Source organism: Streptosporangium sp. NPDC049078 (assembly GCF_040648855.1).
Classification (GTDB): Bacteria; Actinomycetota; Actinomycetes; order Streptosporangiales; family Streptosporangiaceae; genus Streptosporangium.
This window is the reverse complement of sequence record NZ_JBEZEL010000029.1, coordinates 1-25,651: the sequence shown is the minus strand read 5'-3', so window position 1 is coordinate 25,651 and position 25,651 is coordinate 1. Positions and strand designations below refer to the sequence as shown.

Sequence of the window (25,651 nt, the reverse complement as noted above, 5' to 3'; positions counted from 1 at the left end):
ATGAAGGAGTTCAAGCTCCCCGACGTGGGGGAGGGCCTCACCGAGGCGGAGATCGTCCGCTGGCACGTGAAGGCCGGGGAACCGGTCAAGGTCAACCAGATCATCGTGGAGATCGAGACCGCCAAGGCCGTCGTCGAGCTTCCCTGCCCGTTCGAGGGCGTGGTGGCCGCGCTGATGGCGGACGAGGGCGAGGTGGTGGACGTCGGCAGGCCGATCATCTCGGTGGACGACGGTACGGGCGCCTCTCCGGCCCCCGCCCAGGCCCCCGCTCAGGCCACGGCCCCTGACGGGGCGGCGGTGCGGACGGAGGCCCTCGCCGACGACATGGTGCCGACCCCGCCGGCCGAGGTCCGGCAGCCGGTGCTGGTGGGGTACGGCGTGAAGCCGGGCGCGGCCAAGCGTCGTCCCCGCAAACCGGTCTCGCCCGGCACGTCCCCCGCGGTGGGGGCGACGCGGCCCGGTGAGGGTACGGCGGGTGCGTCCACGGGGACGGCGTCCACGACGAGGGCCGCCGAGCCGGCGCCGTCCGGTGTGAACGGTCCGGCTCGTCCCGGTGTGAACGGTCCTGCCTCGTCCGGTGTGAACGGTCCTGGTCCGGCCGGTCCCGGGGTGGCCGGTCCCGGCGCGGGTCCGGCCTCGTCACCGGGGAAGATCGCGGTTCTGGCGAAACCCCCGGTGCGGAAGCTCGCCAGGGACCTGGGGGTCGACCTGGCCTCCCTGGTGGGGACGGGCCCGCACGGCTCGATCACCAGGGGTGACGTCCAGGCCGCCCTCGACGCCGCCCCCACCTCCGGGGACGCCGTCGAGACCGGGCTCCCTCCCGGGAACGACGTCAGGGCACGAGTACCGGCCGCGACCTGGGAGGGCGAGGACGAGGAGCGAATCCCGATCAAGGGGGTGCGGAAGGCGACCGCGCAGGCGATGGTGTCCTCCGCGTTCACCGCGCCACACGTGACGGAGTTCCTCCAGGTGGACATGACGGCGACCATGGACGCGGTCCGGCGCCTTCGCGGGCTGCCCGACTTCGCCGAGGTCAAGGTCTCCCCGCTGCTCATGGTCGCGAAGGCGGTGCTCGTCGCCGCCCGTCGTCACCCGATGATCAACTCTGCCTGGGACGAGGACCGCCAGGAGATCGTGGTCAAGCACCGCGTCAACCTGGGCATCGCCGCGGCCACCCCGCGCGGCCTGCTCGTTCCCAACGTCAAGGACGCCCACCGCCTGTCGCTGCCCGACCTGGCCGCCGCCCTCGGAGCCCTCGCCGAGACCGCGAGGGCGGGCCGTACCCAGCCCGCCGACATGGCGGGGGGGACGATCACGATCACGAACGTGGGTGTCTTCGGGGTGGACGCGGGCACCCCGATCCTCAACCCGGGGGAGTCGGCGATCCTGGCCTTCGGGCAGGTGAGGGAGATGCCGTGGGTGGTGGACGGGCAGGTCGTGCCGCGCAGGGTCTGCACGCTCGCCCTCTCGTTCGACCACCGGGTGGTGGACGGGCAACTCGGCTCGCTCTTCCTGCGCGACGTCGGCGCCATGCTTGAGGACCCTCTCCGCATGCTCGCCTGGGCCTGACCCCGTGACCCCGTGACGTCGTGACTCGGCGACGTCGTGACCCCGTGACGTGGTCTCCCCCTCCTCCCACGGAGGGGGAGACCACGTGCGCGTCCTCTCCCGCCGCGGTGAGAACTCCCTCCCGCGCCCGAGAGCGCGGATTTCCCGCGGCCGCGAGCGTCTCTTCCCCGCGCGGGTAAGGGTTCTTTCCCGCCTGTCAGGAGGGATGGGGTCCTTCCCATATGTCCGTGAGGGCGCCTTTCCCTTCGTGCCCGTCGGGAAAGTGGGGTGGGAGAGAGGGGCGATATACCCCCGGTGCTCGCCTTCCCTTTCCCGGCTTCACAAGTCGATTACCTCGGTGGGAAAACGAGGGGGCGCCTCGGGAGGGTCCGTACCGAACAGCCGGGACGCGGTACGAGCCGTCACCCGGCCGGTAATGGGAAACCCCTTTTTTCTCCTGCGGATCGATCTTTAAGGTGCGCGTCCCCGGCTCCGGCGGGGCGGCGGAGCGATGCCGGGAAGCCGAGGCGGTCTTTACTCGCGATCCGTTTGCGGCCTTTACGAATCGCTTGGCGAAACATCTTGAATGCGTGATAAATGTGACGGTTTGTCCGGGTATGAGAGTTAGTGTCGTGATTGGTAAGCGCGACAAGCTCAATGCGAAGGGGGAAGCCATGTCTTTCAAGCAGCTCTTCCCGGCCGGCCGTTATCTGGACTGGGGAGGCGGCTGGGGGTGCTGCCGTCGCCGCCGCCGCTGTGGATGCCGCTGCGGCGGAGGGTGCGGTGGCGGATGGTGGTGGTGAGCCGGATCCGGTGCTAGCGGAAACAAATGAGAGCCGGCGGGTCAACCGTCGGCTCTCATTCTCAGAGTCGCTCTCGCCCCACGGAGCGAGGGCCACCGTACGCCGTCCTCCGGTGGCACCCACGGTCTCCATCCGCAGGACCTTCCGGGAGTTCTGGCCGTACACCCGCGGCCTCCGTCATCTGCTCGTAGCCGGTGGCGTACTCGCCGTCGTCGCGGCCGTCTGCGAGGTCGCCGCGATCGGCCTGTTCGGGTACATCACGGACGAGGTGCTCAGCAGACAGAACCTGGGGGCCTTCTGGCTCCCCGCCGCCGCCTGGCTCGGCCTCGCGGCCGTCGCGGGTCTGGTCTCCTTCCTGGGGGCCTACCTCACCGCCCTGGGCGGCGAACGCTTCCTGCTGAGGTTGCGCGACAGGGTGTTCGAGCACATCCAGACGCTCACGCCCGACTTCTTCGACAACCGCCGCCTGGGGGACCTGATGGCGAGGCTCACCGACGACATCGAGGCGATCGAGGAGCTCGTCGGCTCCGGCCTGGTCAAACTCTTCACCACGCTCGTCAGCGTCGTCTTCTTCGCCGGTGCCGCCTTCTACATCAGGTGGGACCTGGCGCTGCTGACGTTCCTGCTGGTCCCGGCCTTCCTGCTGGTCGCCAAGGGTTTCGCGAGCAGGTTCAGGATCGTGTCGGCGCGCGAGCGGCTCAGCAACGGGATCATGAACAGCGTCATCGAGGAGGGCCTGTCCAACCAGTCGCTCGTCCAGGCGTACAACCGCCAGGGCGCCGAGGCCGAGCGGCTGCACTCCGAGGGACACACCTGGATGCGGGCGAACGTGGCGCAGGCGTGGCTCTCCTCCCTGTACGGACCCGTCGTCCAGGTCATCGAGACCGCCTGCCTCGTCATCATCCTCGGGTTCGGCGCCTGGGAGATCTCCTCGGAGCGCCTCACCATCGGTGGCCTCCTGGCCTTCGCCGCCTACCTCGCCTACCTCTACCCGGCGGTGCAGAGCCTGGGGCAGATCGCCCTCACCGTCTCCGAGGCGGCGGCGGGCTCCGACCGTGTCATCGAGATCCTGGCGACCCGGCCGACCGTCGTCGATCGCGACGACGCCGTTCACCTGGGGCGCGGACGGGGCCGCATCGAGTTCCAGGAAGTCGGCTTCACCTATCCGAACAGGAGAAGACCCACGCTGCGGGACCTGTCCTTCACCGTCGAACCCGGAGAACTGGTCGTGTGCACCGGGCCGAGCGGCGTGGGCAAGTCCACGCTCGCGAAGCTGCTGCTGCGCTTCCACGACCCCACCGCGGGACGCGTCCTCCTCGACGGGGTGGACCTCCGGGACCTGTCGCGCGAGTCGCTGCGTGACAACATCACCATCCTGCAGCAGGAGAGCCTGCTCTTCTCGGGGACCGTACGCGAGAACATCGCCTACGGAAGTCCCGGCGCCGACCTGGACGCCGTCGTGCGGGCCGCCGTGCTGGCGGACGTCCACGACTTCGTCACCACGCTCCCCCTCGGGTACGACACTCCGATCGGGCAGCGCGGCCGGTTGGTGTCGGGCGGGCAGCGCCAGCGGATCGCCATCGCGAGGGCGATCCTGCGCGACGCTCCCGTCCTCGTCCTCGACGAGCCGATGACGGGCCTCGACGCGCCCACGGCGGCGCGGATCATGGAACCGCTCAAGAGGCTCATGGCCGGGCGCACGACCATCCTGATCACCCACGACCTCAGGTTCATCCCCGAGGCGGCCCACAAGATCGTGCTCGAAGCCGTGCCGAGACGCTCCGGCCGGATAAGGATCAAGTCCGCCGGACGCCGTCGAGGGTCCACATCGCGTCCCGCGTGATATCGGCTCCCGTGCCGTGGGGGCGCCGCCGCGTCCCGGCGCGTCTGGCCGTACGCTGGCCGGGCGCTCAGGGCACCTGGGATACCCGAGGGAAGGGAAGATCATGTTCCGGCATGTCGTGCTGTTCACCTGGACGGAAGAGGCCACCGAGGAGCAGAGGGCCAGGGTCGCCACGGAGCTCGCCAAGCTGCCCGGAGCCATCACCGAGATCCGCTCCTACACCATCGGCTCCGACGCGGGCGTGAACCCCGGCAACCACGAGTTCGCCGTCGTCGCGGACTTCGACAGCGCCGACGACTTCCTCGTCTACCGCGACCACCCGCTGCACCAGGCCGTGGTCGTCGAGCACATCAAGCCGATCGTGGCCTCGCGGGCGGCGGTGCAGTTCGAGGTCTAGAACGACACGGCCGGCACGGCCGAAAAAGGCCCCCGGAGGTCCTAGACCTCCGGCGGGTGGTTCTCGCGGTGCATCAGGCGGTCCTCGGACGTGTGCCCGCGCTTGGGGGACATCACGATGCTCAGCACGATCCCGACAGCCCCGACGATCATGAAGATCAGGCCGATCACGTCGATGTGCACCGCCTCGCCGAGGACGTCGGGATCGATGGCGAAGCGGAGGATGGCGCCGAGCGTGAGAAAGAAGATACTGACCCCGACACCCATGAGTTCCTCCGGGTAAAGGCTGTACGCCAGGCAAAGAGAGAGTCCGGGATTGGTCATACCCTTTCCGGTGTGATCACACCACCGAGAAGGACCTTGTCTGCGGCGGTGGGTCCCGACGAGCCCAGCCACACCGGCACCCCGAGGGCCTCGGCCACCGCCGCGGGCCAGTCGTCGATCCCGTCGGCGTAGCGCGGCCCGGCCCCCGTCAGCGGTTCCAGAAGCCGTTCCGTCAGCCGGGCCTGCCCGTCGAGGTCGCCCGTCACGCCCACGGGAAGCTCGCCGATGTCGTACGAGACGCACATCCGCGACACCGGCGCGTCCAGGTGGGTGAGCGCGAGGGCGTCTGCCCCGCCGCAGACCGCGAGCGCGTAGCGGTGGGCCACCGCGTCGAAGTGGCCGGCGCGGAAGGGGCCCTGCCAGGGGCCGGTCCCGTTGTGGGCCTCGGGCAGCGCGAGGTCCGCGTCCTCGGTGACGAGCGGTCCCGGGCCGTGCCGCGGGGTGTAGGTCCGCAGCACGCCCAGCCGCGTGGCGGGCACCCCGTCGAGCAGTTCCAGCGCGTTGGCGAAGGTCGTCGTGCTCCAGGTGGTGTACGGATGGAAGCCGTGCCACTCGTCGAGCAGCACACCCTGCGCCCCCTCGAAGACCACGGGCCGCCTGCGCAGCAGCGCCGCCGTGAACGAGGAGCCGACCAGGATCACCCGCTCGGCGAACGCCCGGTAGGCGTCCACGCAGTCCGCCACGGGCGGCCCGCTCCCGCCGAGGGCGTCGCGGAGCGCGCGCAGCTTGCGGGTGAGCCGGACAGGTTCCTCGCAGTCGCCCGCGACCGGCGCGAGATCGGGGTGCTCCAGGGCGTAGGCCATCGTCTCCCCGACGCCCATCCCGCACGACCCGTGCCGGTCCTCACCGCGCGCCAGCTCCCTGGCCCGCCCCGCCGCCACGTGGTACGGCGTGGCGAGCAGGGCGTCCCGGTCCACGGTGAGCAGGCGGAACGGGTCGGGAACGCCCAGCGCCTCCAGATGGGCCGCCTCCCCGGCCAGCGAGAGCGGATCCACGACCATGAACCTGGACAGGTGGGTCGGCACTCCTCTGAACGTGCCCGACCCGAACTGCGCGAACGTGTGGTGTCTCCCGTCGGGCAGGACGACGTTGTGCCCCGCCTGCGCGCCCCCGTTGAACCTGACGACCGCCTGGACGGGCTCGCGGGCGCAGAGCCAGTCGACGACGGTGCCCTTCCCCGCGTCGCCGTACCCGAGGTCGGTCACGATCACGTGCTCACGCATACGGCCACCCGTTCACCCTCGTCTCCTCTTCCTCTTCCTCTGTTTCTCTTCCGGTTCTCTTCCGGATTTCTCTCCCGGACGAGCCGTTCTCCGGCCGGTCTCTTCAGCCGGAAGCCCCTGCCGGTCCCTCTGTCGGAGCCGTCGGTATCTTTCGCCGGAGGGACCTCGAAGGTTCGCGTCGGCGGGGGGCGCCAGGACGGTCTCCTCCGTCGAGGCCTGTCGAGGCCCCTCCCCGGCGGGTTTCGTCCCGCCGGGGAGGAACCGTCTCCCTTCGTGGTGGCACTCCCCGCCGCTTTCGCGGTGGCCGCCGCACGGCGGGGAGGTTCTCAGAGCCGCATCACGCCGCTGTCGCCGCCCAGGTCGAGCCCGTCGGACACCACGAGGGCGCCCCGGTCGAGCTTGGCGAGGGCCTTGCCCACGGCGCTTCCGGCGTTCGAGCCGATCTCGTCGAGGTCGTCCAGCCCTTCTCGCAGGTCGATGGCGTCCTCGCCGAGGCCGACGGTGAGCGCGATGGTCTCGCAGACCGCGTCCAGGTCGTCCAGCTCCAGCACGTTCTGGCCGAGCAGTTCGCGCCAGGCGGCGAGCACCCGGCCGTCCCCGGCGTAACTCGATCCGGCGGGGAGGATGTAGTAGACGTCGTAGATCCTGGTCAGCTCGGCGACGAGGTCCTTGGTCGGGATGTCGCGCTGGAGCCGCTCGCCGACCACCTTCTCGACCTCGCGCCGCTTGACCTGCGGATAGGGCAGCTCGTCGCCGATGATGAACAGGTAACCCCGGCGGCCACGCTTCTCGAAACAGTCGATCGAGGTGTGCCTGGCCATGAAGTACATCGCCAGCTCGTACGACTCGGACATCTGGCCGCCGCCCCCGCCTTCGAGCAGGATCTTGCCCAGGTGCTCGTCCATCCGGTTGTCGGACTCGAACTGGCCCACCTGAAGGGGAGCGCGGTCGCAGGTGGCGTCGCCGATCGCGCCGAAGAGGATCTGCGGGTCGGTGGCGTACCCCTTGCGGAGCAGCAGTCCGAGCAGGTCGGGCAGCTTGGTCTGGAGGGTGCGGGGCACCCCGCGCATCGAGCCGGTCACGTCGAACAGGACGGCCACGGCGAGGGAGTTGGGGTGCTCGGCGGAGTCGCGGCTCTCGCGGAGCGCGACCTTGTGCGGGTCGAGGTCGGGGTGAGCGGAGCGGGCGCCGCTGTCGCTGTAGGCGAAGGCGCTCGAACCCTTGGCCGCGCGGTAGCTCGCGGCGGCGGAGTAGACGTCGGTGGACCAGATTCCGCTTCCCACGGGGGATCTCCTCGGATCAGGTGGAACGTTCTATGAGGTCGTTCCTGAGGTCGTCAAGGTCGTTTCGAAGGTCGTTCTGGGAGTCGAGGGTTTCGAGGGTCGAAGGGGCGAGGGTTTCGAGAGGCGGAGATTTCGAGGGTCAGAGATGGAGCGGCCGGTATTTCCTCGGCCCGTACAGGTCGTCGAGCAGCTCGTCGAGCTCTCCCAGGAGCCGCCAGGCGTCGTTCGGCGGGCTGAGCAGGCTGCCCCGGACGAAGTGCCTGACCGGGGTGGGGACGTGGTCGCCCATGAGGGCGGCCACACAGCGGGTGGCGAGGTGGATGTCGGTGGCCGGGGTCGCGGGCTTCCTGTCCAGGACCCAGGGCGGATAGTCGTCGCGGTGTCTGGCCACCAGGGCGGTGATCGGGGTGCCGAGCGGGACCGACTGGCTCCAGTCGACGAGCACCAGGCCGTGGTCGAGCGGGTGGACGAGGACGTGGTGCCCGAACACCGCCCCGTGCACGACCCCCGCCCGGTGAGCCGCGCCGACGGCCACCAGCAGCCGCCGCCAGATCCACGCCGCGTCCCGCACGTCCAGCACCGGCCGGCGCCGCCGGACCTCCTCCAGGCTCAGGAACCCGTCCGGCACCCGGCTGATCACGTTGGCCTGCCGCTCGACCCCGTCGGAACGGTGCCGGAACGACTCCACCAGACGAGGCACGTACGGCAGGAGCAACGGGTCGCCGTCGTGCGCGATCGTCCTCAGCGACTCCGCCTCACGGCGTATGAGGTCGTTGTCCGCGTGGCTGCGCGGGAGCTTGAGCAGCGTGTCGGTGCCGCTCTCGTAGAGCACGGCCGACGCGCCCCGCCGGAAGACGCCCCCGATCCGGTAGGTGCCCCGCCTGGTGGTGATCACCACCTCCTTGGCTCGCTCAGAAGCCCGCTCCGAGGCTCCCTCGCGGGCCGCCCACAGCTCCGCCAGCCGGGTGAACGCCACGGCGGCCTCCGCTCCCGGCGCGAGGTCGGGGTGGAGCAGCCTCGCGAGCCTCCGGTACGCCCGGTGGGGGGAGTCCCCGCCGAACAGGTCCTCGGGCGTGTGAGCGGCGGTCACCAGCGCGATCGCCTCGGCCGTGGTCATCGGATCTGCTCCTCCCTGGCCGGTCGCAACAGGGCGGGGTGCAGGAGCCGGGCGTCACCGGCCCGATAGAGCTTGGCGCGCGGCCCGCCCCTGGCCCCGCCGCTCTCGGTGGTCTCGCCCGTGCTCTCCACGAAGCCGGGAACCGACAGGATCTTGCGGTGGAAGTTGCCCGCGTGCAGCTGCACCCCCCAGACCGTCTCGTAGACGCCGCGCAGCTCGGAGATCGTGAACCTCTCACCGGCGAACGCGGTGGCGAGCGGGGTGTACTCCAGCTTGCCGCGGGCCCGCTCCAGCCCGTGCGCCAGGATGCGGTCGTGGTCGAACGCGAGCTCAGGAAGCTTGTCGACCGGGTGCCAGGAGGCGTCGGCCGCGTCCGAGCCCGCCCGGGGATCGGGCAGGTCGGGGGCGAAGGCGAGGTAGGAGATCGACACGACCCTCATCCGCGGGTCACGCTCGGGAGCCCCGTAGCTGGCGAGCTGCTCGATGTGGATTCGGCCCAACGGCCCAGACCGGTCGGACAGCCCCGTCTCCTCGGCCAGCTCCCGCGCCGCGGCCTGTGGCAGGTCCTCTCCCGGCCGGATGAACCCCCCGGGCAGCGCCCACAGCCCCGCATGGGGTTGCTCGGCCCGCCTGATCAGCAGAACGCGCAACCCGCCCCCGCGAATGGTGAGCGCCACCACGTCGACCGTCACCGCGACCGCCGGGTATGCCCGAGGGTCATAGCCGGCGAGGAACTCCGATTCATCCATCCCATGTCCTTCTCAAGTTGAGACAAACTCAGTATGAGAATAACAGAGGGCCGCTGTCAAGAACTTCGCGGTGATCCGTCCTGGCGGAGAAGCGGAAAACGGACGAGGGACCGGCCCCGGGAGAGCGGGGCCGGTCCCTCGTCGTGCCTGCCGCGGGAGCAGGTGATCATGCGGCCTGAACCGACGGGGATCAGGCCGGTGTCAGGCCGGGATGAGGCGGGTCAGAAGGCCTCTTCCGGCAGTTCCATCAGGTCCTGGTCCGTGGCGTCGAGCGTGCGGCGCTCGGCGGCGATGCGGGGCAGGACGGTCTGCGCGAAGAACGAGGCCGCGGAGACCTTGCCGCTGTAGAAGGCGTGGTCGCTCCTCTCGGCGGTCGAGCCGAGCGCGGCCAGGGCCACCTCGGCCTGGCGCAGCAGCAGCCAGCCGATCACCAGGTCGCCCAGGGCGAGCAGGAACCGGGTGGTGTTGAGACCGACCTTGTAGACCTCCTGCGGGGTCTCCAGCGAGCCGATCGCCCAGCCCGCCATCGTGTCGGCCATCGCCTTGACCTCGTCGGCGGCCTCGTCCAGGAGCTTGCGCCCCTCCTTCAGCCGCCCGTTGCCCGCCTCGGAGGCGGCGAAGGCCTTCACGTCGGCGTACAGCGAGCCGAGGGCGGCCCCCTGGTTGCGCAGGACCTTGCGGAAGAACAGGTCCAGGCCCTGGATCGCGGTGGTGCCCTCGTAGAGGGAGTCGATCTTCGCGTCCCTGATGTACTGCTCGATCGGGTAGTCCTGCAGGTAGCCGGACCCGCCCAGGGTCTGCAGCGAGCGGGCGAGCAGCTCGTACGAGCGCTCGGAGCCGACGCCCTTGACCAGCGGGAGCAGCAGGTCGTTCATCGCCTCGGCGTGCTCGTTCCTGCGGCCCTCGTGCTCGGCGAGCAGCACGTCGTCCTGGTAGGTGGCGGTGAACATGACCAGGGCGCGCATGCCCTCGGCGTACGACTTCTGGAGCATCAGCTCCCGGCGTACGTCCGGGTGATGGGTGATCGTCACGCGGGGGGCCGACTTGTCGGCCATCTGGGTGAGGTCGGCGCCCTGCACCCGCTGCCTGGCGTATTCGAGGGCGTTGAGGTAGCCGGTGGAGAGCGTGGCGATCGCCTTCGAGCCGACCATCATCCGGGCGTGCTCGATGATCATGAACATCTGCTTGATGCCCTCGTGTACCTCGCCGATGAGCGTGCCCACGGCCGGGTGCTCGCCGCCGAAGGTGAGCTCGCAGGTCGTGGAGACCTTGAGGCCCATCTTCTTCTCGACGTTGGTGACGTACACGCCGTTGCGCTCGCCGAGCTCGCCGGTCTCCAGGTCCACGTGGTACTTCGAGACCAGGAACATCGACAGGCCCTTGGTGCCGACGCCGTGCCCCTCGGGACGGGCGAGCACGAGGTGGAAGATGTTGTCGGACAGGTCGTGCTCGGCGCTGGTGATGAAGCGCTTCACGCCCTCGATGTGCCAGGTGCCGTCGTCCTGACGCACGGCCTTCGCGCGGCCGGCGCCCACGTCGGAGCCGGCGTCCGGCTCGGTGAGGACCATGGTGGCGCCCCACTGCTTCTCGATGGCGAGCTCGGCGTAGCGCTTCTGCTCCTCGGTGCCGATCACGTGGAGCACGTGGGCGAAGGCCGGGCCGCTGGAGTACATCCAGATGGCCGGGTTGGAGCCGAGGACCATCTCGGCCAGCGCCCAGCTCACGCTGCTGGGCAGACCGGGGCCGCCGAGCTCGGCGGGGAGACTGAGGTTGGTCCAGCCGGCGTCACGGTAGGCGGCGAAGGACTTCTTGAAGCCCTCCGGCATCGTCACCGTCCCGGTGGCGGGGTCGAACACCGGCGGGGTGCGGTCGCCCTCCTCGAAGGAGTCGGCGAGCACGCCCGTGGCGAGGCGGTTGACCTCGTCGAGCAGGCTCCGCACGACATCCTCGTCCAGATCGGCGTAAAGACCGCTGCCCAGGATGTCCCGGCGTCCGAAGACCTCGAAGAGGTTGAACTCCAGGTCACGGACATTGCTCTTGTAGTGGCCCATGGGGTCTGCTCCTTGAAACCGGGGGATCCGGAACTTTCCATACTCGTCAGTAACGTTACCGGTAATGCTACCCGCGGGTAACCCCTAGAAAACACCCCTGACTGGGACGTTCATCACGCCTCCGTACTGCTGGAACGGTGCCCGGGTGACGCCGATCGACGGGGAGGGGAGGGCTCTTCTAGGCTCTTCCCATGGACGAGCAGTGGCGGGCCGACCTCGGGATGTGGGGCATTCCCGCGGAGATCGCGGCGAGGGCGCCGGCCGATCCCTGGGGCCACTCTCCCGCGAGGTTCGCCGAACGCACCGACCTCGCCCTCGCGGCCCCCGAGGGACCCACCCTGGCGCGGATCGCCGAGGCGCTCCCACCCGGCGGGAGCGTGCTGGACGTCGGCGCGGGGACCGGGGCCGCCTCCCTGCCGCTGGGCCGGGACCTCGGGCGGCTGATCGCTGTCGACACCTCGGAGGCGATGCTCGCCGAGCTGGCCGTCAGGGCCGAGGCGCTCGGCGTTCCCACCCTCGTCGTCAACGGCCGCTGGCCCGACGTGGCGGCGCGGACACCGGTGGCGGACGTCGCGGTCTGTGCCCACGTCGTCTACAACGTGCCCGGACTGGCGGGATTCCTTGCAGAACTCACTCGCCACGCCCGCGCCCGGGTCGTCCTGGAGCTCACCGGCCGGCACCCGATGAGCTGGCTCAACCCCCTCTGGCAGCACTTCCACGGCATCACCCGCCCCAGCGGGCCCACGGCCCACGACGTGATCGCCATCGCGGAGGGCCTCGGCCACGAGGTTCGCCACGAGCGGCGCGTGGCCCCGCTGCCCCGCTTCACCCGCCTGGAAGACCTCGCCGAGAGCGCCTGCCGCAGGCTCTGCCTCGGACGGGAGCGGGCGGACGAGGTCATCGCGGCGGTGGTCGAGCTGGACATGTGGCCGGTGCCCCGCGACCAGTGGTTCACAATCTGGTGGGAATCAAAGTGAGGCTCTGCTACGTTCCACTGTCACAACGCTCAAAAGGAGCGTTTCCGGACGAGACGCGCCGTACCCGGTAGGCAAAGACGACGCTCCTGATCAAGGGGGAGTTGTCATGGCCTGGATCTTCATCGTGGTCGCCGGTCTCTTCGAAGTCGCGATGGCGTACTCACTCAAGTTGAGCAACGGATTCTCCGTGCCACTGCCGAGCATCGGCTTCCTGGTCTTCGGCGCGTTCAGCTTCGGTCTGCTCGCCCTGGGCCTGAAGACCCTGGAGGTCGGTACGGCCTACGCCGTCTGGACGGGCATCGGAGCCGTCGGCACCGCCACACTCGGCATCGTCGCCCTCGGCGAGGACGCGTCGGCCCTCAAAATCGCCTCGGTCCTGCTCATCGTCGCGGGCGTCGTCGGGCTCAACCTCGCCGCCGGCGGCCACTGACCGCGCACCCGGACGTCCCGGCGGGCTGTACGCGTACATCCGGCGTCACGATCCGCACGTTCGGCAACCCGATCCGCGCGCTCGGCGACCGGACCGGTACGTCCGGTCATTCGACCGGCGAGAACCGAGAGGCGTACATCCGGTGACGTGACCCGTGCACCCGGCGACGTGACCGGCGAGAACCGAAACGCGTGGGTTCGACGGCGTGACCCGCCGGAACCGAACCGGGCTATCCGGAAACCTGCTTGACGGCTTTGGTGGTGTCGGGTTGGGTGGAGCGATGATTGACGTTCACTGCGTGACCTTCGACTGCGCCCAGCCGTACGAGCTGGCGACCTTCTGGCGCGACGCCACCGGTGGAAAGCTTCACCCGGATACGGAGAAGAACGACGACGAGGTCCTTCTCCAGGGAGGCAAGATCGACCTGCTGTTCATCAAGGTCCCCGAGGACAAGGCGGTCAAGAACCGCGTCCACCTGGACCTCACCGGCTCCGCGGGCACCACCCGTGACGAGGAGGTCGAGCGCCTGGCCGGACTCGGCGCCACGGTCTCCGAGGACCACCGCGACCCCGAAGGCGGCGGCTGGGTCACGATGCTCGACCCCGAGGGCAACGAGTTCTGCGTCTGCCGCGCCGAGCACGAGAGGGTCTAGCGTCCCCGGACGCCCTTGGCCCGGTCACGCGGGAAGGCCCGGCCGGGCCGCGAGACCGGGCGACACGCACGCCCCGGCCGCTCGCCGTGGCCCCTGAACACCCATCGGAGCCTGAACGTCCACCGGAGATCTTGAGCACTCGTCGGGACCTTGAACGCCCGCCCGGGAGCCGGACGGTCACCCGGGAGCCGGACAGCCGGGTCGTGGGGTTCAGCGGCCACCGGGGAGCGAGGTCTGGCCGCGTCCCTTGAGCGTGAGGGCGACGATCGCCGTGATCAGATAGACCACGACACCACCCTGGAGCGCGTCCAGCGCCGCCCCGAACACGCCCTCGCCGTCGAAGACGAGTTGCACCGGATACATCAGGATCGCGGAGCCGAGTGCGGGATAGAGGGAGAACTTCCAGGGATGGCGCAACGCCCAGAGCCGGGCCTGCCGGGTGACCCGGTCGCCGACGTCGGGCTTGCTGACCGAGCCGATGGCCGCGATGAGCGAGAACAGGCCGATACCGACCACCATCGCCCACGTAAGATCCAGATCCCCGGCGAAGAGCAGGTCCATCCCCAGGCTGGCCGCCGCCACCGCACCGCCGGTCACCGCCGCGGCCTTCCAGGGAGCACCGCGCAGCGCCGCTCCGGCGAGGGACATCTCGTCACGTTGAGTCAGTTCGTCGTTCATGCCTCCAGGGTGCCCCTCGCCTCCCCTTGCTCACATCGGGGAGCAACCCTGAATTGTCCCCCGAGACGACGCATCGGAGGAGGCCGTCCGCACCGCTGGTGGGAGAGCGTGGGAGGTCAACGGTTCCGGGTAGGTTGGCCGTCATGCCGGTGGAATTCCGTATCGCCCGTGCCGAGGACGTCCCGCTCATCGTGGCCATGCTCGCCGACGACGCCGTCGCGGCCGCGCGCCAGGGAGCCTTCGGCGACGAGCACCGCGCCGCCTTCGAGGCCATCGACGCCGACCCCGGCAACGAGCTGATCGTCGCGGAACTGGACGGCGAGGTGGTGGGCACCATGCAGCTCACCTACATTCCCGGCATCTCCCGTCGTGGCGCGCTCCGGATGCAGATCGAGGCGGTGCGGATCGCCTCCGGCCTGCGAGGGCGAGGGCTGGGACGCACGATGATGGAGTGGGCACTCGACCGAGCCAGGACCAGGGGATGCGCCATGGTCCAGCTGACCACGGACAAGTCCCGCAAGGACGCTCACCGCTTCTATGACTCCCTCGGCTTCGTCGCGTCCCACGAGGGGTACAAGATCGCGCTGACCTGATCAGCCGGTGGATCGCCACAGGATGACGCTGACCTGGCCGTCGAGGTGTTCGTGACGATCGGCCACGAGTGCAGGGCCGCCGGTCATTCCGTGGTGGTGCAGGGGGCGAGTTCGACCAGGTTGTCGTGGTAGACGGCGCCCCGGCCCATGTCGGCGTCGCGGGCGGCCACCACGGCGTTCGCCGTCGCGCCCCCAGGGCTGAGCTTGCGCCAGTGGCCCTTGGTGGACGCGACCACGCCGGGACGTACCCTCTCGGTGATCTCGACCACGGCCTCGAACTCGCCCTCGTCGTTGAACACCCGCGCCCGCTGCCCCTCGCTCAGCCCTCTCCGCGAGGCGTCCTCGGGGTTGACCAGGACGCGCGGGCCCTTCGAGCGCCTCAGCAGCTCGGGGTTGTTGCCGAAGGTGGTGTTGAGGAAGGTGTGGGAGGCGGGCGTGATGAGCGCGAGCGGGTACGGCCCCGACGCGGCCGAGGCCGTGTGCGGGGGGACGTAGGCCGGTCCCGAGCCGAACTCCATCCGGCCGGAGGGCGTCGGGAAACCGTCGGTGAACGGCACGAACGGCTGGGGGACGTTGAGGCGGACCCAGCCCTCCTTGCGCAGCCGGTCGAGGGTGATCCCATCCAAGGACGGGTGCCCCGAGGTGAGCAGCTCCTCGGCCAGCTCCAGGTCGGAGTCGTACAGGGACGGCTCGGTGAGCCCCATGTGCCGTGCCAGGCGGCGGAACGTCTCGGTGGTGGACAGGCACTCGCCGGGCGGCTCGACGGCGGGTTCGTTCCACATCAGGTACATGTGCCCGTACCCCGCGTGCAGGTCGGCGTGCTCGATCTGCATGGTGGCGGGAAGGACGATGTCGGCGTAGTCGACGGTGTCGGTCGGGAACTGCTCCATCACGACGGTGAACAGGTCCTCGCGCAGCAGCCGCTCGCGGATCCGGTTCTGGCCGGAGGTGGAGCCCATCGGGTTGGCCGCGTACACCCACAGGCACTTGACCGACTCGTCCAGCTCGTCGGCGAGCCGCGTCATCGTGAGCGTTCGGACAGGCCCGGGGAGCAGGTCGTCGCGGGTGTCGATGTTCAGGTGGACGTGCCCGCTGGTGGAGTACACGATCCCGCCGCCCGGGTGGCGCCAGTCGCCCGTCACACCGGGGATGGAGGCGATCGTACGCATCGCGGTGCCGCCGCCCGCGTGCCGCTGCATGCCCATGGTGGCCCGGATGCCGGTGGGCCGCGTACGCGCCAGACGCGTCCCCAAAGCCCGGATGTCGGCCTCGGGCAGCCCGGTGATCTCCGCCACACGCGCCGGAGGGTGGCGCAGGATCTCCTCGCGGAGGTTCTCCCAGCCGTTCGTGTGGTTCTCCAGGTAGTCGCGATCCTCGGCACCCTCGGCGAGGACGACGTTCATCAGCCCCAGGGCGAGGGCGGCGTCGGTGCCGGGCCGGATCGGCAGGTGCTCGTCGGCCTGCTCGGCGGTGCGGGTGCGGATCGGGTCGATCGCCACCACGTGCGCCCCGGCCGCGCGGGCGTCCTGGATGAACTTCCACAGGTGGTGCCCGGTCGTCAGCGTGTTCGTCCCCCACAGCAGGATGAGCCTGGACAGCGCGAACGTCTCCGGATCCATGCCGCCCGGCGTGCCGTAGACCTGCTGCAGCCCGTGGTTTCCGGCCGAGGCGCAGATGTTCAGGAAGTGCCTCGACGCGCCGAGGACGTTCCAGAACCGCCTCCCGGCGATCCCCTCAGAACCCTGGACGTATCCCAGCGTTCCGGTGCCCACATAGGGCCAGATCGCCTCGCCGCCGTGCTCGTCGACGATGCCGCGCAGCCGTACGGAGATCTCCTCCAGGGCCTCGTCCCAGCTGATCCGCTGGAATCGGCCGGACCCCTTGGGGCCGACCCGCCGCATCGGGTGCAGGATGCGGTCGGCCGCCCCGGTGTGCTCCAGGTAGCGGTTCACCTTCACACAGAGCGCGCCACGGGTGTAGGGATGGTCCGGGTTGCCGCGCATCTTGACGGCACTGCCGTCCTGGACGGTCACCACCCAGGAACAGGTGTCCGGGCAGTCCAGCGGGCACGCCCCCAGCACTCGCAATTCGCCTGACGACATGTCCCGACTGTAGCCGCGCTCTCCGCGCGGGGTGCACGCGCGTTCCCCTCCGCTCCCCGCTCCCCGCTCCCCGCGTCCCGAGTTCCGCGGTCCGCCCGGCCCTCCATATCCCGTCGTTTCCCGTGTCCGGCACCCCGCACCCTCGTGGCCGTACGCCACGCGGCCCCCGTGCTACCTGAGGAGGCCGCCGTGGTCGTGGTCGTGGTCGTGGCCGGATTCCAGGCCGCCCGCGCCGGTGCCCGGCCTGCCGGGGACGACGGCCCCCTTGCCGGGCACCCCGGGCACTCCGGAGCCCTTGGAACCCCTGGAACCCGGGGAATCACCGGCGTTCGGCGGGCTGTTGGGAGCGTGGGGGAGGTCGTCGGCGTACCCGTAGGTGAACGCCGCCGCCGCGATCGCGCCGCTGTTCACCAACAGGGCCCTGTCGTTGATGTTGGCGATGGTGTCGCACGCCTGGTGGTAGCACTTGTCGTACGCGACCCCGGCGGTGCCGCCGAACTTCTTGGCCTCCTCGGTGCTCTTGAGGCCCTCCGCGCCGGTGAACAGCCCGCCGGCGGGGATGCCGATCCCGATGAAGGGGCCGTAGTCGGATCGGCCGCTGAAGTCGGCGTCCTGGTACGGCTCGCCCACCGCCTCGAAGTACGCCTGGAGGAGCTTCTCGATCTGGCCGGAGCCGGGAGGAGGGGTCGCGCTGATCACGTTGCCCGACGAGTCGCCGTCGTAGATCCCGAAAACGTGGTTCGGTGAGGCGATCATGTCGAAGTTCAGGTAGAGCTTGACCTTCGCCCGCTCCGCGGGGGGCAGGGCGGACACGTAGTACTTCGACCCGAGCAGGCCCAGTTCCTCGGCGCCCCAGAAGGCGAAGCGCAGCCTGTTCTTCGTCCGCAGCGACTTCGCCGCCAGCGCCGTCTCCAGGACGCCGGCGGTGCCCGAGCCGTTGTCGTTGATGCCGGGGCCCATCATGACGCTGTCCAGGTGGGCGCCGAGCATGACGACCCTGTCGGGGTCACCCCAGGTGCTCTCGGCGATGAGGTTGCGTGTCCTGCGGTCGGGGGCGATCTCGGTCCGCACGACGAGCGCCGCCGTCGTTCCCCGGGCGGCCAGTTGCTCACCGGTCGCGAAGTCGGCGCTGACGACCGGGATGCGCACGGTGGAGGTGTTGATCGAGCCGCCGAACAGGCCCTTGTGGGTGTCGGCTCCCTCGGCCCGGCCGTCGTTGAAGATGATCACGCCGGACGCGCCGGCGGCCTCGGCCCGCTCCGCCTTGGCCTGGAAGCTGCAGGTGCCGCGCTGGATCAGCGCGATGTTGCCCCGGACGAATCTGGAGAAGTCGCTCGCCTCGCACCCCGAGGTGGATTCATGCCCCTTCTTCGGCGGCAGGACCAGGTCGACCGCCTGAACCGGGGCCGTCACCTCCCCCGAACCGGAGTACGTCATGGTCCTGAAGTCGGTCCCGGGCACGTACCTCTTGGCCAGGGGCCGTGTCCGCTTGAGCACGGGTGTCGCGACCTCGCGGAAGAAGGAGATCTTGAACTCCTGCGAGGTGAGCTTGTATCCGGCCTCGCGGAGCCTGTCCGCGACGTAGGCGAGCGAGGCGGCGTAGCCGGGTGTGGCCGCCGCCCGGTTGCCGCCGTTGGCGTCGGCGATGCTCTGGAGCCTCTCCAGGTGCCCCCTGAGGGCGGCGAGTTTGATCGACGCCCCGAACGCCTTCGCCTCCGGCGGCAGAGGGCTCCCGGCCGGCGGCGCGGAGTCGCCGCCCCCGGAAACAGGTGCCGCGCCGGCCGGGATGACGGCCCCGGCGGCCCTCTCGGAGTCGTCGCCTCCCGCGAGGGGTGCGGAGCCCTTCGTGACGGGTGTCACGTCTCCCGCGAGGGATGCCGCGTCGGCCACGACGGGTCCCGAGCCTCCCGTGACGGCTGCGGATGTGACGGGTCCCGGGCCTCCCGCGACGGGTGCCGCGTCGGCCGGGGCGGGGGTCGCGGCCGACACCTCGGCGGACACGGTGGCCAGGGACAGGACCGAGACCGCGGTGATCGCGGTCATCAACTTCCTGGGGACGACGGAAGGGGCTTCCCGCCCCTCGGACGCGACTCGGCGGGACGCGAGCGGGTGACGGAACATGGTGTTCAGCCTTCCAGCCCTTCACCCATCGAATTGATTGTTCTCGCAGGTAGAACGGTCAATTCTCCATCTGCGACAGGTACGCTGTGTTCGCCCGGTCCTTCTCGTCGAGGCTGGGACTCCCCGCGAACCAGGCGTCCAGGATCTCCCCGAGCAGCGGGGCGGAGATCAACCGGAGGCTGATCGCCAGCACGTTGGCGTCGTTCCAGCGACGTGCCCCGTCCGCCGTGGCCGCGTCCGCGCACAGCGCGGCCCGTACGCCGGGCACCTTGTTCGCCGCGATCGACGCGCCCGTCCCGGTCCAGCAGCACACGATCGCCTGATCGGCCACCCCCGAGGCCACATCTGCGGCGGCACGCGCGCAGCACCACGCCCAGTCGGCCCGCTCGTCGGCCAGGGCGCCGTGAGGTATCACCATGTGGCCTCGTTTTTCGATTTCGGAGACCAAGATGGAGGCCACACCATCAAGACTGTCAGAGGCGACCGAGATGCGCATGACTCTGATTGTGAACACTCAACGAGAAGATCGGTGACGCACCTGTAATGCGGAACATGCAGAATCGCAGGCGGTGACGGAAATCAAGGAACTGGACGAAACGGCGTCCGTCGACGGTACACGGCCGCCGGCAGACGACGATCTCGCCGTGCACGTCGTCGAGCCGCTGCTCCCGCAGCGGATCCGCCGTCCCTCCGACCTGCTGCGGTTCCTGGCGACCCTGCTCGTGCTCACGGCCGTGGTCCTGCTCGCCCTCGTCGCCAAGAAGACCCTGAACGGCCTGGAGGGCGACGTCGCCGACGGCACCAGCCGGGCACCGTTCCTGCTCAGCGGTCTGGCCGGGGTGCTGAGCGCGTCGGCGATGCTCGGCGTGCCCGTCGCCTTCGCCATCGAGAGAGTGCTGCACCGCGACGGACTCAGGGTGGCCGAGGGGCTCTTCGCGGCGATCGCCGCGATGGTGTTCTCCTTCGCGCTCGGCGAGTGGATCCTCAAGGCCGGTCCCGAGGACCTGCGGGTCCTGCTGACCGGCGGGCGGGCCGGGGTCGAGCCGATCAACACCCTGCTCACCCCGATCATCGCCTACGTCACCGCGGTGCGGATATCCCGCCGCCCCACCTGGCGGGCGGCCCTGTGGAGCGCGGTCGCGCTCAACGCCGTCGCCCTGTTCGCGGGGCTCGCCGCGACGATCCTCGGCATCGTCGTCTCCATCCTGATCGGGCTGGCCGTCGGCTACGCCACCCTGTACGGCGTGGGCAGCCCCAACACCCGCCCCCCGGGCAGCACGGTCGTCGCGGCGCTCCGCAAGCTGGGTTTCGTCCCCGTCAAGGCCCGCAGGCTCGACGACGACCACCAGAGCAGCCGCCGCTACGCCGTCGACCTCAGGGACGGCAGCCGTCTCGACGTCACCGTCCTCGACCGTGACCGCCAGGTCGCCGGTGTGCTCTACCGCCTCTGGCGGCGCATGCGCCTCAACACCGAGACCCGCCGCAAGGCCATCCGCTCGCTCCGCGCCGAGCTGGAGCGCGAGGCCCTCATGGCGTACGCCGCGCAGGCGGCCGGAGCGAGCACCCCCAGGCTCGTCGCCACCAGCGAGATCGGCAGCGAGGCCGCACTGCTCGCCTACGAGCACGTTCCCACCCGCGCGCTCGACGACATCCCCGACAACGAGATCGACGACAACCTGCTCGCCCAGATCTGGGAGCAGGTCCTGCTGCTGCAGGTCCAGCGGCTCGCCCACCGGCGACTGACCGGCGACAGCATCCACGTCGACGGCGACGGCCGGGTCGTCCTGATGGACGCCCGAAGCGGCGAGATCGCCGCCGGTGACCTGCTGCTCCGTCTCGACGTCGCCCAGCTGCTCACCTACCTCAGCCTGCGCGTCGGCGCCCAGCGGGCGGTCGCCGCCGCCGCGGCCGTGGCCGGGTCCGGCGTGCTCGCCGACGCGCTCCCCCTGCTCCAGCGGATCGCGCTGACCCGCGAGACCAGGGCCGCGCTCACCAGGAACAAGGAGCTGCTCACCGAGATCCGCGACCGGATCGTCGAGCTCAAGCCGAAGGTCGAGGCCGAGGAGGTGCGCCTGGAGCGCTTCCGTCCCCGGACCCTGATCACCATCATCGGCACCGCGTTCGCCGCGTACTTCCTGGTCTACTACCTGACCCAGATCAACCTCAACATGATCACGTCGGCGAAGTGGAGCTGGACCGGAGTGGCGCTCGCCGCGGCGATGCTGAGCTACGTCGCCGCCGCCCTCATGCTGAGGGGGTTCGTCCCGGAGAAGCTGCCCCTCGGCCGTACCGTTCTCGCCCAGTTCGCCGGGTCGTTCGTCAAGCTCGTCGCGCCCGCCGCGGTGAGCGGGGTCGCGGTCAACACCCGCTACCTGCAAAAACGGGGTATCCCTCCGGGGCAGGCGGTGGCCAGCGTAGGGGCCTCCCAGCTCATCGGGCTCGCCTTCCACGTCGGCCTGCTGCTGCTTTTCGCCTACGTCACCGGTTCCAACACCGCCTCGTCGTTCACCCCGTCGCGCACGCTCGTGATCACGCTGCTCGCCGTGGCCGTACTGACCCTGGTCGTGTTGAGCGTCCCGCGCCTGCGCCGCCTGATCACCGCACGGCTCCGCTCACTGTTCTCCGGCGTCGTCCCGCGTCTGCTCGACATCCTCCAGTCACCTCAGAAGATCATCGAGGGCTTCGGCGGCACCCTGATGCTCACCCTGTCCTTCGTGATGTGCCTGGACGCCTGTGTCCGCGCCTTCGGGGGTTCCATCAACTTCGCCGCCGTCGCCATCGTCTTCCTCGCGGGCAACGCCATCGGCTCGGCCGCCCCGACTCCCGGCGGGCTCGGAGCCGTCGAGTTCTCCCTCACGGCCGGCCTCACCCTGGCGGGTGTGCCGCGCGAGGTGGCGGCCCCGGCCGTGCTGCTGTTCCGGTTGCTCACCTTCTGGCTGCCGGTCCTGCCCGGCTGGGCCTCGTTCACGTACCTGCAGCGAAACGAGGCGCTCTGACCTCGGCGTTCGTCCTGGGCTTTCCGCTTTCGAGAACGGTTCCGACAGGCGGAGGCCGCCGGTCACCTGGGCCGGCGGCCTCCTCGGAAACGCGCGGACGGGCGGGACGGGTCAGACCTCGCTGGACCTGGCCCAGATGTTGATGCCCGCGTCGACCGCGTCCTTGTCGATCGTCTCCAGCTCCCTGTCGTCGAACGACAGGTTCTCCACCGCGGAGAGGCTGTTCTCCAGCTGCTCGACGCTGCTCGCGCCGATCAGCACCGAGGTGACGCGCCTGTCGCGCAGCGCCCACGCCAACGCCATCTGCGCCAGCGACTGACCGCGCCGGTTCGCGATCTCGTTCAGGATGCGGATGTGCCGCATCGTCTCGTCGGTGAGCATCTCCGGGGTGAGGAAGCGCCCCTGCGAGGCCCGCGACCCCTCGGGGATCCCGTTCAGGTAGCGGTCGGTCAGCATGCCCTGCGCCAGCGGCGAGAACGCGATGCAGCCCACGCCCTCCTCCTCCAGGACGTCGAGCAGCCCGCCCTCGATCCACCGGTTCAACATCGAGTACGAGGGCTGGTGGATCAGTAGCGGCGTGCCCATCTCCCGCAGGATCCGTGCCGCCTCCTTGGTGTGCTCGGGCGAGTAGGACGAGATGCCCGCGTACAGCGCCTTGCCCGACCGGACCGCGTGGTCCAGCGCGCCCATCGTCTCCTCGAGCGGGGTGTCCGGGTCGAACCGGTGGCTGTAGAAGATGTCGACGTAGTCGATCCCCATCCGCTCCAGCGACCGGTCCAGGCTGGACAGCAGATACTTGCGCGAACCCCACTCGCCGTACGGGCCCGGCCACATGTCGTAGCCCGCCTTGGTGGAGATGACCAGCTCGTCCCGGTACGGGGCGAAGTCCTCGCGGAAGTGCCGCCCGAAGTTGGTCTCCGCGCTCCCGGGCGGCGGGCCGTAGTTGTTGGCAAGATCGAAGTGGGTCACCCCCAGGTCGAAGGCCCTCCTGAGGATGTCCCGCTGGACCTCGAAGGACTTGTCGTCGCCGAAGTTGTGCCAGAGCCCCAGGGAGACGGCGGGCAGCTTGAGCCCGCTCTTGCCGACCCTGTTGTACGGCTGACGGTCGTCGTACCTGTCGTTCGCCGCGATGTACGTCACTGGGCCACCTTTGCCGTGTCGAGGATCCAGGAGAGGGTGAAGGCCTCCTCGCGCCAGGAGTCGTACCTGCCGCTGCGGCCGCCGTGTCCGGCGCCCATCTCCGTCTTGAGCAGGAACGGCCCGCCACGCGCCACCTCGCGGAGCCTCGCGACCCACTTGGCGGGCTCGTGGTAGAAGACCCGGGTGTCGTTGAGGCTGGTGATCGCAAGGATCGGCGGATACACCCGGCCGTCCACGTTCTCGTAGGGCGTGTACGACTTCATGTACGCGTACACCTCGGGGTCGTGCAGCGGGTCGCCCCACTCGTCCCACTCGATCACGGTCAGCGGCAGCGACGGGTCGAGAATCGTGTTCAGCGCGTCCACGAACGGCACCTCCGCCACCACGCCCGCGAAGGTCTCCGGTGCGAGGTTGGCGACCGCGCCCATCAGCAGCCCACCCGCGGAGCCACCCCTCGCGATGATCGCGCTCGACCAGCCGGAGGCGGAGAGGTGCTCGGCGGCGGCGACGAAGTCGGTGAACGTGTTCTTCTTCTGCTGGAACTTACCGTTCTCGTACCAGTGGCGGCCCATCTCACCGCCGCCCCTCACGTGCGCGACGGCGAAGACGAAGCCCCGGTCGAGCAGGCTGAGCCTCGCGACGGAGAACGAGGGGTCGATCGAGATCTCGTAGCTTCCGTAGCCGTACAGCACGGTGGGAGCGGGCCGCTCCGTACCCTTTTTGACCACGATCGAGATCGGCACGCGGGTGCCGTCCGAGGCGGTCGCCCACTCGCGGAACTGCTCGTAGTCGGCCGGGTCGTAACCGCCCAGCACCACCTTCTGCTTGAGCAGGACCAGCTCGCCCGCGCCCAGGTCGTAGTCGTAGACCGACGGCGGGGTGATCATGCTGGTGTAGCCGAGCCGCAGCCGTCCCGTGACGAACTCCGGGTTGCCGGAAGGGGCGACGTCGTAGATCGGCTCGGGGAAGGGGATCTCGTACGCCTCCCCGCCGCGGGGCAGGATGCGGATGCCGGTGAGGCCGTCCCTGCGGAAGTGCACGACGGTGTGGCCCTCGAAGGCGTCGACGTCGAGCAGCCGGGTGTCGGCGCGGTGCTCGATGAGCGGCGTCCAGTCGCCGGGGGCGTCGAGGGGCGCGGTGGCCAGCTCGAAGTTCTCCGCGTTCCGGTTGTGCAGGACCAGGAAGTGGTCGCCCGCGTGGTCGACGCCGTACTCGACACCGGTCTCCCGGGGCCTGACGACGCGGAACTCACCGGAGGGGTTGTCGGCCTCCAGGATGCGCACCTCGCTGGTGATCTTGCTTCCGGCGGAGAGGACCAGGTAGCGCTCGCTGCGGCTGAGCCCGATGCCGACCCAGAACCGCTCGTCGGACTCCTCGTGGACGAGCACGTCGTCCTCGGCAGGGCTTCCGATCGTGTGCCGGTGGACCTGGTTGGGGCGCCACGCGTCGTCGACCGTCGTGTAGAAGAACGTCGTGCCGTCGGCGGACCAGGCGCCGCCGTAGAAGATGCCGGGAATCTCGTCGGGGAGGGTCTCGCCGGTGGCGAGGTTCTTCACCTTCAGGGTGAAGCGCTCGTCACCGGTGAAGTTGGTCGAGTAGGCCAGCAGGGTGCCGTCGGGGCTGACCGAGCTGGTGCCGATCGAGAAGAAGTCGGAGTCTCCGGCGAGCTCGTTGCCGTCGAGCATGACCTCCTCGCCGGGAAGCGACTCCCCGGCCTTCAGCTCGGGCGGTGTCTCGCCGTCCGCGGCCACCCGGCACTGGATGCCGTACTGCTTGCCCTCCTCCGTCCGCGAGTAGTACCACCAGCCGCCCTTGCGGGTGGGAACCGAGAGATCGGTCTCCAGGGTGCGTGCCTTGATCTCCTGGAAGAGCGTCTCCCGCAGGGGCTTGAGGTGGGCGGTCGCCTCCTGCGTGTAGGCGTTCTCCGCCTCCAGGTAGGCGACCACCTCCGGGTCGTCCTTGACCGTCAGCCACGCGTAGTCATCGACCACGGTGTCCCCGTGGTGCACGCGCTCGCTGGGAACCTTCTTCGCCGTCGGCGGCGTCTGGCTGCTCACTCGGCCGAGTCTATGTTTCCGCCGGTGCCTGTTCGGGTGTACCCGCTCGGTCGTCGCGCTTCGTCCCATCCGGTTTCGCCGGGTCCCCCTTGGCGCTGCCTGTCGCGCTTGGTCTGTCCCTCCGCGCGGGCACGCTCGGCCGAGGCCCTCGGGGACTTGAGCTCTCAGCCCTCGGCTCGCCGGCGGGAGTCCGGGGAATACGGCCGCGAGGTTCGTCGTTGTGTCCTGAGCGGTCCGCGAGGGCTGCTAATCTTTCGATGTCGGCGAGGTCCGGCGCAAACCACTTTGATCACTCCGGTGACTTCCGTATGGCTTGCGTCGTGTTCGCCGATAATCCCTTTGAAGCCAACGGCCTCGGAGCTCGGTTCGCAGAGCTGCTCAGAGGCTGGTAAGTTTGAGGGGTTGCTCTGGAAACGGAGCCGCCTGAATTCCATCAGGATCTGCCAGATCGAATCAACCGGATTAAAACGAGCCGGTTTGACACGAAAAAGCGGGCCTGAAAGAATAAAGGCACAACGAAAGAACAGAATAAAACGAACGCCCCGGAGTTCTGCCGGACCGGTTGGTC

Annotated in this window: 21 protein-coding genes and 1 riboswitch; of the genes, 8 read left to right on the top strand and 13 right to left on the bottom strand. The window is 69.7% G+C overall.

The window, feature by feature from the left end; translation table 11 throughout:
• From AB0B90_RS36505 to AB0B90_RS36495, 3 genes are all read left to right on the top strand, one after another.
• The gene (locus tag AB0B90_RS36505) at positions 1 to 1,569 is read left to right on the top strand and encodes a dihydrolipoamide acetyltransferase family protein (protein ID WP_362926531.1); all 1,569 of its coding nucleotides are present in this window, start codon (positions 1 to 3) and stop codon (positions 1,567 to 1,569) included.
• 894 nt (positions 1,570 to 2,463) lie between these two features.
• Positions 2,464 to 4,194: an ABC transporter ATP-binding protein gene (locus AB0B90_RS36500; RefSeq protein ID WP_362926530.1), complete on the top strand. Its 1,731-nt coding sequence runs from the start codon at positions 2,464 to 2,466 to the stop codon at positions 4,192 to 4,194.
• A 103-nt stretch (positions 4,195 to 4,297) separates the two neighbouring features.
• Positions 4,298 to 4,591: a Dabb family protein gene (locus AB0B90_RS36495; RefSeq protein WP_350950152.1), complete on the top strand. Its 294-nt coding sequence runs from the start codon at positions 4,298 to 4,300 to the stop codon at positions 4,589 to 4,591.
• Between the two features lie 41 nt (positions 4,592 to 4,632).
• On the opposite strand, the gene AB0B90_RS36490 is transcribed toward AB0B90_RS36495, so the two are convergent.
• From AB0B90_RS36490 to AB0B90_RS36465, 6 genes are all read right to left on the bottom strand, one after another.
• Complete coding sequence (locus AB0B90_RS36490) at positions 4,633 to 4,857, bottom strand: DUF6458 family protein (protein WP_350950153.1); 225 nt, start codon at positions 4,855 to 4,857, stop codon at positions 4,633 to 4,635.
• Positions 4,858 to 4,910: 53 nt separating this feature from the next.
• On the bottom strand, positions 4,911 to 6,137 hold the full coding sequence (locus AB0B90_RS36485) for an adenylosuccinate synthetase (RefSeq protein WP_350950154.1): 1,227 nt from the start codon (positions 6,135 to 6,137) through the stop codon (positions 4,911 to 4,913).
• Between the two features lie 326 nt (positions 6,138 to 6,463).
• Positions 6,464 to 7,420, bottom strand: a complete 957-nt coding sequence (locus tag AB0B90_RS36480) for a hypothetical protein (protein WP_350950155.1) — start codon at positions 7,418 to 7,420, stop codon at positions 6,464 to 6,466.
• A 139-nt stretch (positions 7,421 to 7,559) separates the two neighbouring features.
• Positions 7,560 to 8,537 (bottom strand): lipopolysaccharide kinase InaA family protein, encoded by a 978-nt coding sequence (locus AB0B90_RS36475; RefSeq protein WP_362926529.1) that lies wholly within the window; start codon positions 8,535 to 8,537, stop codon positions 7,560 to 7,562.
• Positions 8,534 to 9,286 carry an NUDIX domain-containing protein gene (locus AB0B90_RS36470; protein WP_350950157.1) on the bottom strand — a complete coding sequence of 251 codons (753 nt, stop codon included), beginning with the start codon at positions 9,284 to 9,286 and terminating at the stop codon, positions 8,534 to 8,536. The genes AB0B90_RS36475 and AB0B90_RS36470 overlap by 4 nt, the downstream gene beginning before the upstream one ends.
• Positions 9,287 to 9,507: 221 nt before the next feature.
• Positions 9,508 to 11,337: an acyl-CoA dehydrogenase gene (locus AB0B90_RS36465; RefSeq protein WP_350950158.1), complete on the bottom strand. Its 1,830-nt coding sequence runs from the start codon at positions 11,335 to 11,337 to the stop codon at positions 9,508 to 9,510.
• A 191-nt stretch (positions 11,338 to 11,528) separates the two neighbouring features.
• Between AB0B90_RS36465 and AB0B90_RS36460 the strand changes: the two genes are divergently transcribed.
• From AB0B90_RS36460 to AB0B90_RS36450, 3 genes are all read left to right on the top strand, one after another.
• Complete coding sequence (locus tag AB0B90_RS36460; RefSeq protein WP_350950159.1) at positions 11,529 to 12,314, top strand: class I SAM-dependent methyltransferase; 786 nt, start codon at positions 11,529 to 11,531, stop codon at positions 12,312 to 12,314.
• 21 nt (positions 12,315 to 12,335) lie between these two features.
• A riboswitch (guanidine-III (ykkC-III) riboswitch) is annotated at positions 12,336 to 12,401 on the top strand.
• Positions 12,402 to 12,420: 19 nt separating this feature from the next.
• Entirely contained in the window at positions 12,421 to 12,744 is a 324-nt protein-coding gene (locus AB0B90_RS36455; protein ID WP_350950160.1) for a multidrug efflux SMR transporter, read from the top strand.
• 280 nt (positions 12,745 to 13,024) lie between these two features.
• A complete protein-coding gene (locus AB0B90_RS36450; protein ID WP_350950161.1) occupies positions 13,025 to 13,396 on the top strand; it encodes a VOC family protein in 372 nt (123 codons plus the stop codon).
• Positions 13,397 to 13,606: 210 nt separating this feature from the next.
• Here the strand turns inward: AB0B90_RS36450 and AB0B90_RS36445 are convergent, their stop codons facing one another.
• A complete protein-coding gene (locus AB0B90_RS36445; protein ID WP_350950162.1) occupies positions 13,607 to 14,074 on the bottom strand; it encodes a hypothetical protein in 468 nt (155 codons plus the stop codon).
• A gap of 143 nt (positions 14,075 to 14,217) precedes the next feature.
• Here AB0B90_RS36445 and AB0B90_RS36440 point away from each other — a divergent pair, with 143 nt between their 5' ends.
• On the top strand, positions 14,218 to 14,667 hold the full coding sequence (locus AB0B90_RS36440) for a GNAT family N-acetyltransferase (protein WP_350950163.1): 450 nt from the start codon (positions 14,218 to 14,220) through the stop codon (positions 14,665 to 14,667).
• Between the two features lie 83 nt (positions 14,668 to 14,750).
• Here the strand turns inward: AB0B90_RS36440 and AB0B90_RS36435 are convergent, their stop codons facing one another.
• The 3 genes from AB0B90_RS36435 to AB0B90_RS36425 form a co-directional block, all read right to left on the bottom strand.
• A complete protein-coding gene (locus AB0B90_RS36435; protein ID WP_362926528.1) occupies positions 14,751 to 16,769 on the bottom strand; it encodes a molybdopterin oxidoreductase family protein in 2,019 nt (672 codons plus the stop codon).
• A gap of 171 nt (positions 16,770 to 16,940) precedes the next feature.
• The gene (locus AB0B90_RS36430) at positions 16,941 to 18,812 is read right to left on the bottom strand and encodes a M20/M25/M40 family metallo-hydrolase (RefSeq protein WP_362926527.1); all 1,872 of its coding nucleotides are present in this window, start codon (positions 18,810 to 18,812) and stop codon (positions 16,941 to 16,943) included.
• A gap of 136 nt (positions 18,813 to 18,948) precedes the next feature.
• Positions 18,949 to 19,386, bottom strand: coding sequence for an RpiB/LacA/LacB family sugar-phosphate isomerase (locus AB0B90_RS36425; protein WP_350950167.1), 438 nt, complete (start codon positions 19,384 to 19,386; stop codon positions 18,949 to 18,951).
• 73 nt (positions 19,387 to 19,459) lie between these two features.
• On the opposite strand from AB0B90_RS36425, the gene AB0B90_RS36420 reads away from it, so the two are divergent.
• A complete protein-coding gene (locus tag AB0B90_RS36420; protein WP_350950168.1) occupies positions 19,460 to 21,886 on the top strand; it encodes a lysylphosphatidylglycerol synthase transmembrane domain-containing protein in 2,427 nt (808 codons plus the stop codon).
• 111 nt (positions 21,887 to 21,997) lie between these two features.
• Here the strand turns inward: AB0B90_RS36420 and mgrA are convergent, their stop codons facing one another.
• The 3 genes from mgrA to AB0B90_RS36405 form a co-directional block, all read right to left on the bottom strand.
• On the bottom strand, positions 21,998 to 23,026 hold the full coding sequence (gene mgrA / locus AB0B90_RS36415) for an L-glyceraldehyde 3-phosphate reductase (protein WP_350950169.1): 1,029 nt from the start codon (positions 23,024 to 23,026) through the stop codon (positions 21,998 to 22,000).
• Positions 23,023 to 25,083, bottom strand: a complete 2,061-nt coding sequence (locus tag AB0B90_RS36410; protein WP_362926526.1) for a S9 family peptidase — start codon at positions 25,081 to 25,083, stop codon at positions 23,023 to 23,025. Before AB0B90_RS36410 ends, mgrA begins: the two co-directional genes overlap by 4 nt.
• 164 nt (positions 25,084 to 25,247) lie before the next feature.
• Positions 25,248 to 25,651, bottom strand: a 404-nt coding sequence (locus tag AB0B90_RS36405; protein ID WP_362926525.1) for a hypothetical protein, incomplete at its 5' end; no start/stop codon positions are given.

What these genes read in the sequence shown, in the direction of transcription:
- AB0B90_RS36505 (WP_362926531.1), top strand. Translation starts at nt 1, where the DNA reads ATGAAGGAGTTCAAGCTCCCCGACGTGGGGGAGGGCCTCACCGAGGCG.
- AB0B90_RS36460 (WP_350950159.1), top strand. Translation starts at nt 11,529, where the DNA reads ATGGACGAGCAGTGGCGGGCCGACCTCGGGATGTGGGGCATTCCCGCG.
- AB0B90_RS36450 (WP_350950161.1), top strand. Translation starts at nt 13,025, where the DNA reads ATGATTGACGTTCACTGCGTGACCTTCGACTGCGCCCAGCCGTACGAG.
- AB0B90_RS36470 (WP_350950157.1), bottom strand. Translation starts at nt 9,286, where the DNA reads ATGGATGAATCGGAGTTCCTCGCCGGCTATGACCCTCGGGCATACCCG.
- AB0B90_RS36485 (WP_350950154.1), bottom strand. Translation starts at nt 6,137, where the DNA reads ATGCGTGAGCACGTGATCGTGACCGACCTCGGGTACGGCGACGCGGGG.
- AB0B90_RS36490 (WP_350950153.1), bottom strand. Translation starts at nt 4,857, where the DNA reads ATGGGTGTCGGGGTCAGTATCTTCTTTCTCACGCTCGGCGCCATCCTC.
- AB0B90_RS36425 (WP_350950167.1), bottom strand. Translation starts at nt 19,386, where the DNA reads ATGCGCATCTCGGTCGCCTCTGACAGTCTTGATGGTGTGGCCTCCATC.
- AB0B90_RS36465 (WP_350950158.1), bottom strand. Translation starts at nt 11,337, where the DNA reads ATGGGCCACTACAAGAGCAATGTCCGTGACCTGGAGTTCAACCTCTTC.
- AB0B90_RS36495 (WP_350950152.1), top strand. Translation starts at nt 4,298, where the DNA reads ATGTTCCGGCATGTCGTGCTGTTCACCTGGACGGAAGAGGCCACCGAG.
- AB0B90_RS36445 (WP_350950162.1), bottom strand. Translation starts at nt 14,074, where the DNA reads ATGAACGACGAACTGACTCAACGTGACGAGATGTCCCTCGCCGGAGCG.
- AB0B90_RS36430 (WP_362926527.1), bottom strand. Translation starts at nt 18,812, where the DNA reads ATGACCGCGATCACCGCGGTCTCGGTCCTGTCCCTGGCCACCGTGTCC.
- AB0B90_RS36455 (WP_350950160.1), top strand. Translation starts at nt 12,421, where the DNA reads ATGGCCTGGATCTTCATCGTGGTCGCCGGTCTCTTCGAAGTCGCGATG.
- AB0B90_RS36475 (WP_362926529.1), bottom strand. Translation starts at nt 8,537, where the DNA reads ATGACCACGGCCGAGGCGATCGCGCTGGTGACCGCCGCTCACACGCCC.
- AB0B90_RS36440 (WP_350950163.1), top strand. Translation starts at nt 14,218, where the DNA reads ATGCCGGTGGAATTCCGTATCGCCCGTGCCGAGGACGTCCCGCTCATC.
- AB0B90_RS36435 (WP_362926528.1), bottom strand. Translation starts at nt 16,769, where the DNA reads ATGTCGTCAGGCGAATTGCGAGTGCTGGGGGCGTGCCCGCTGGACTGC.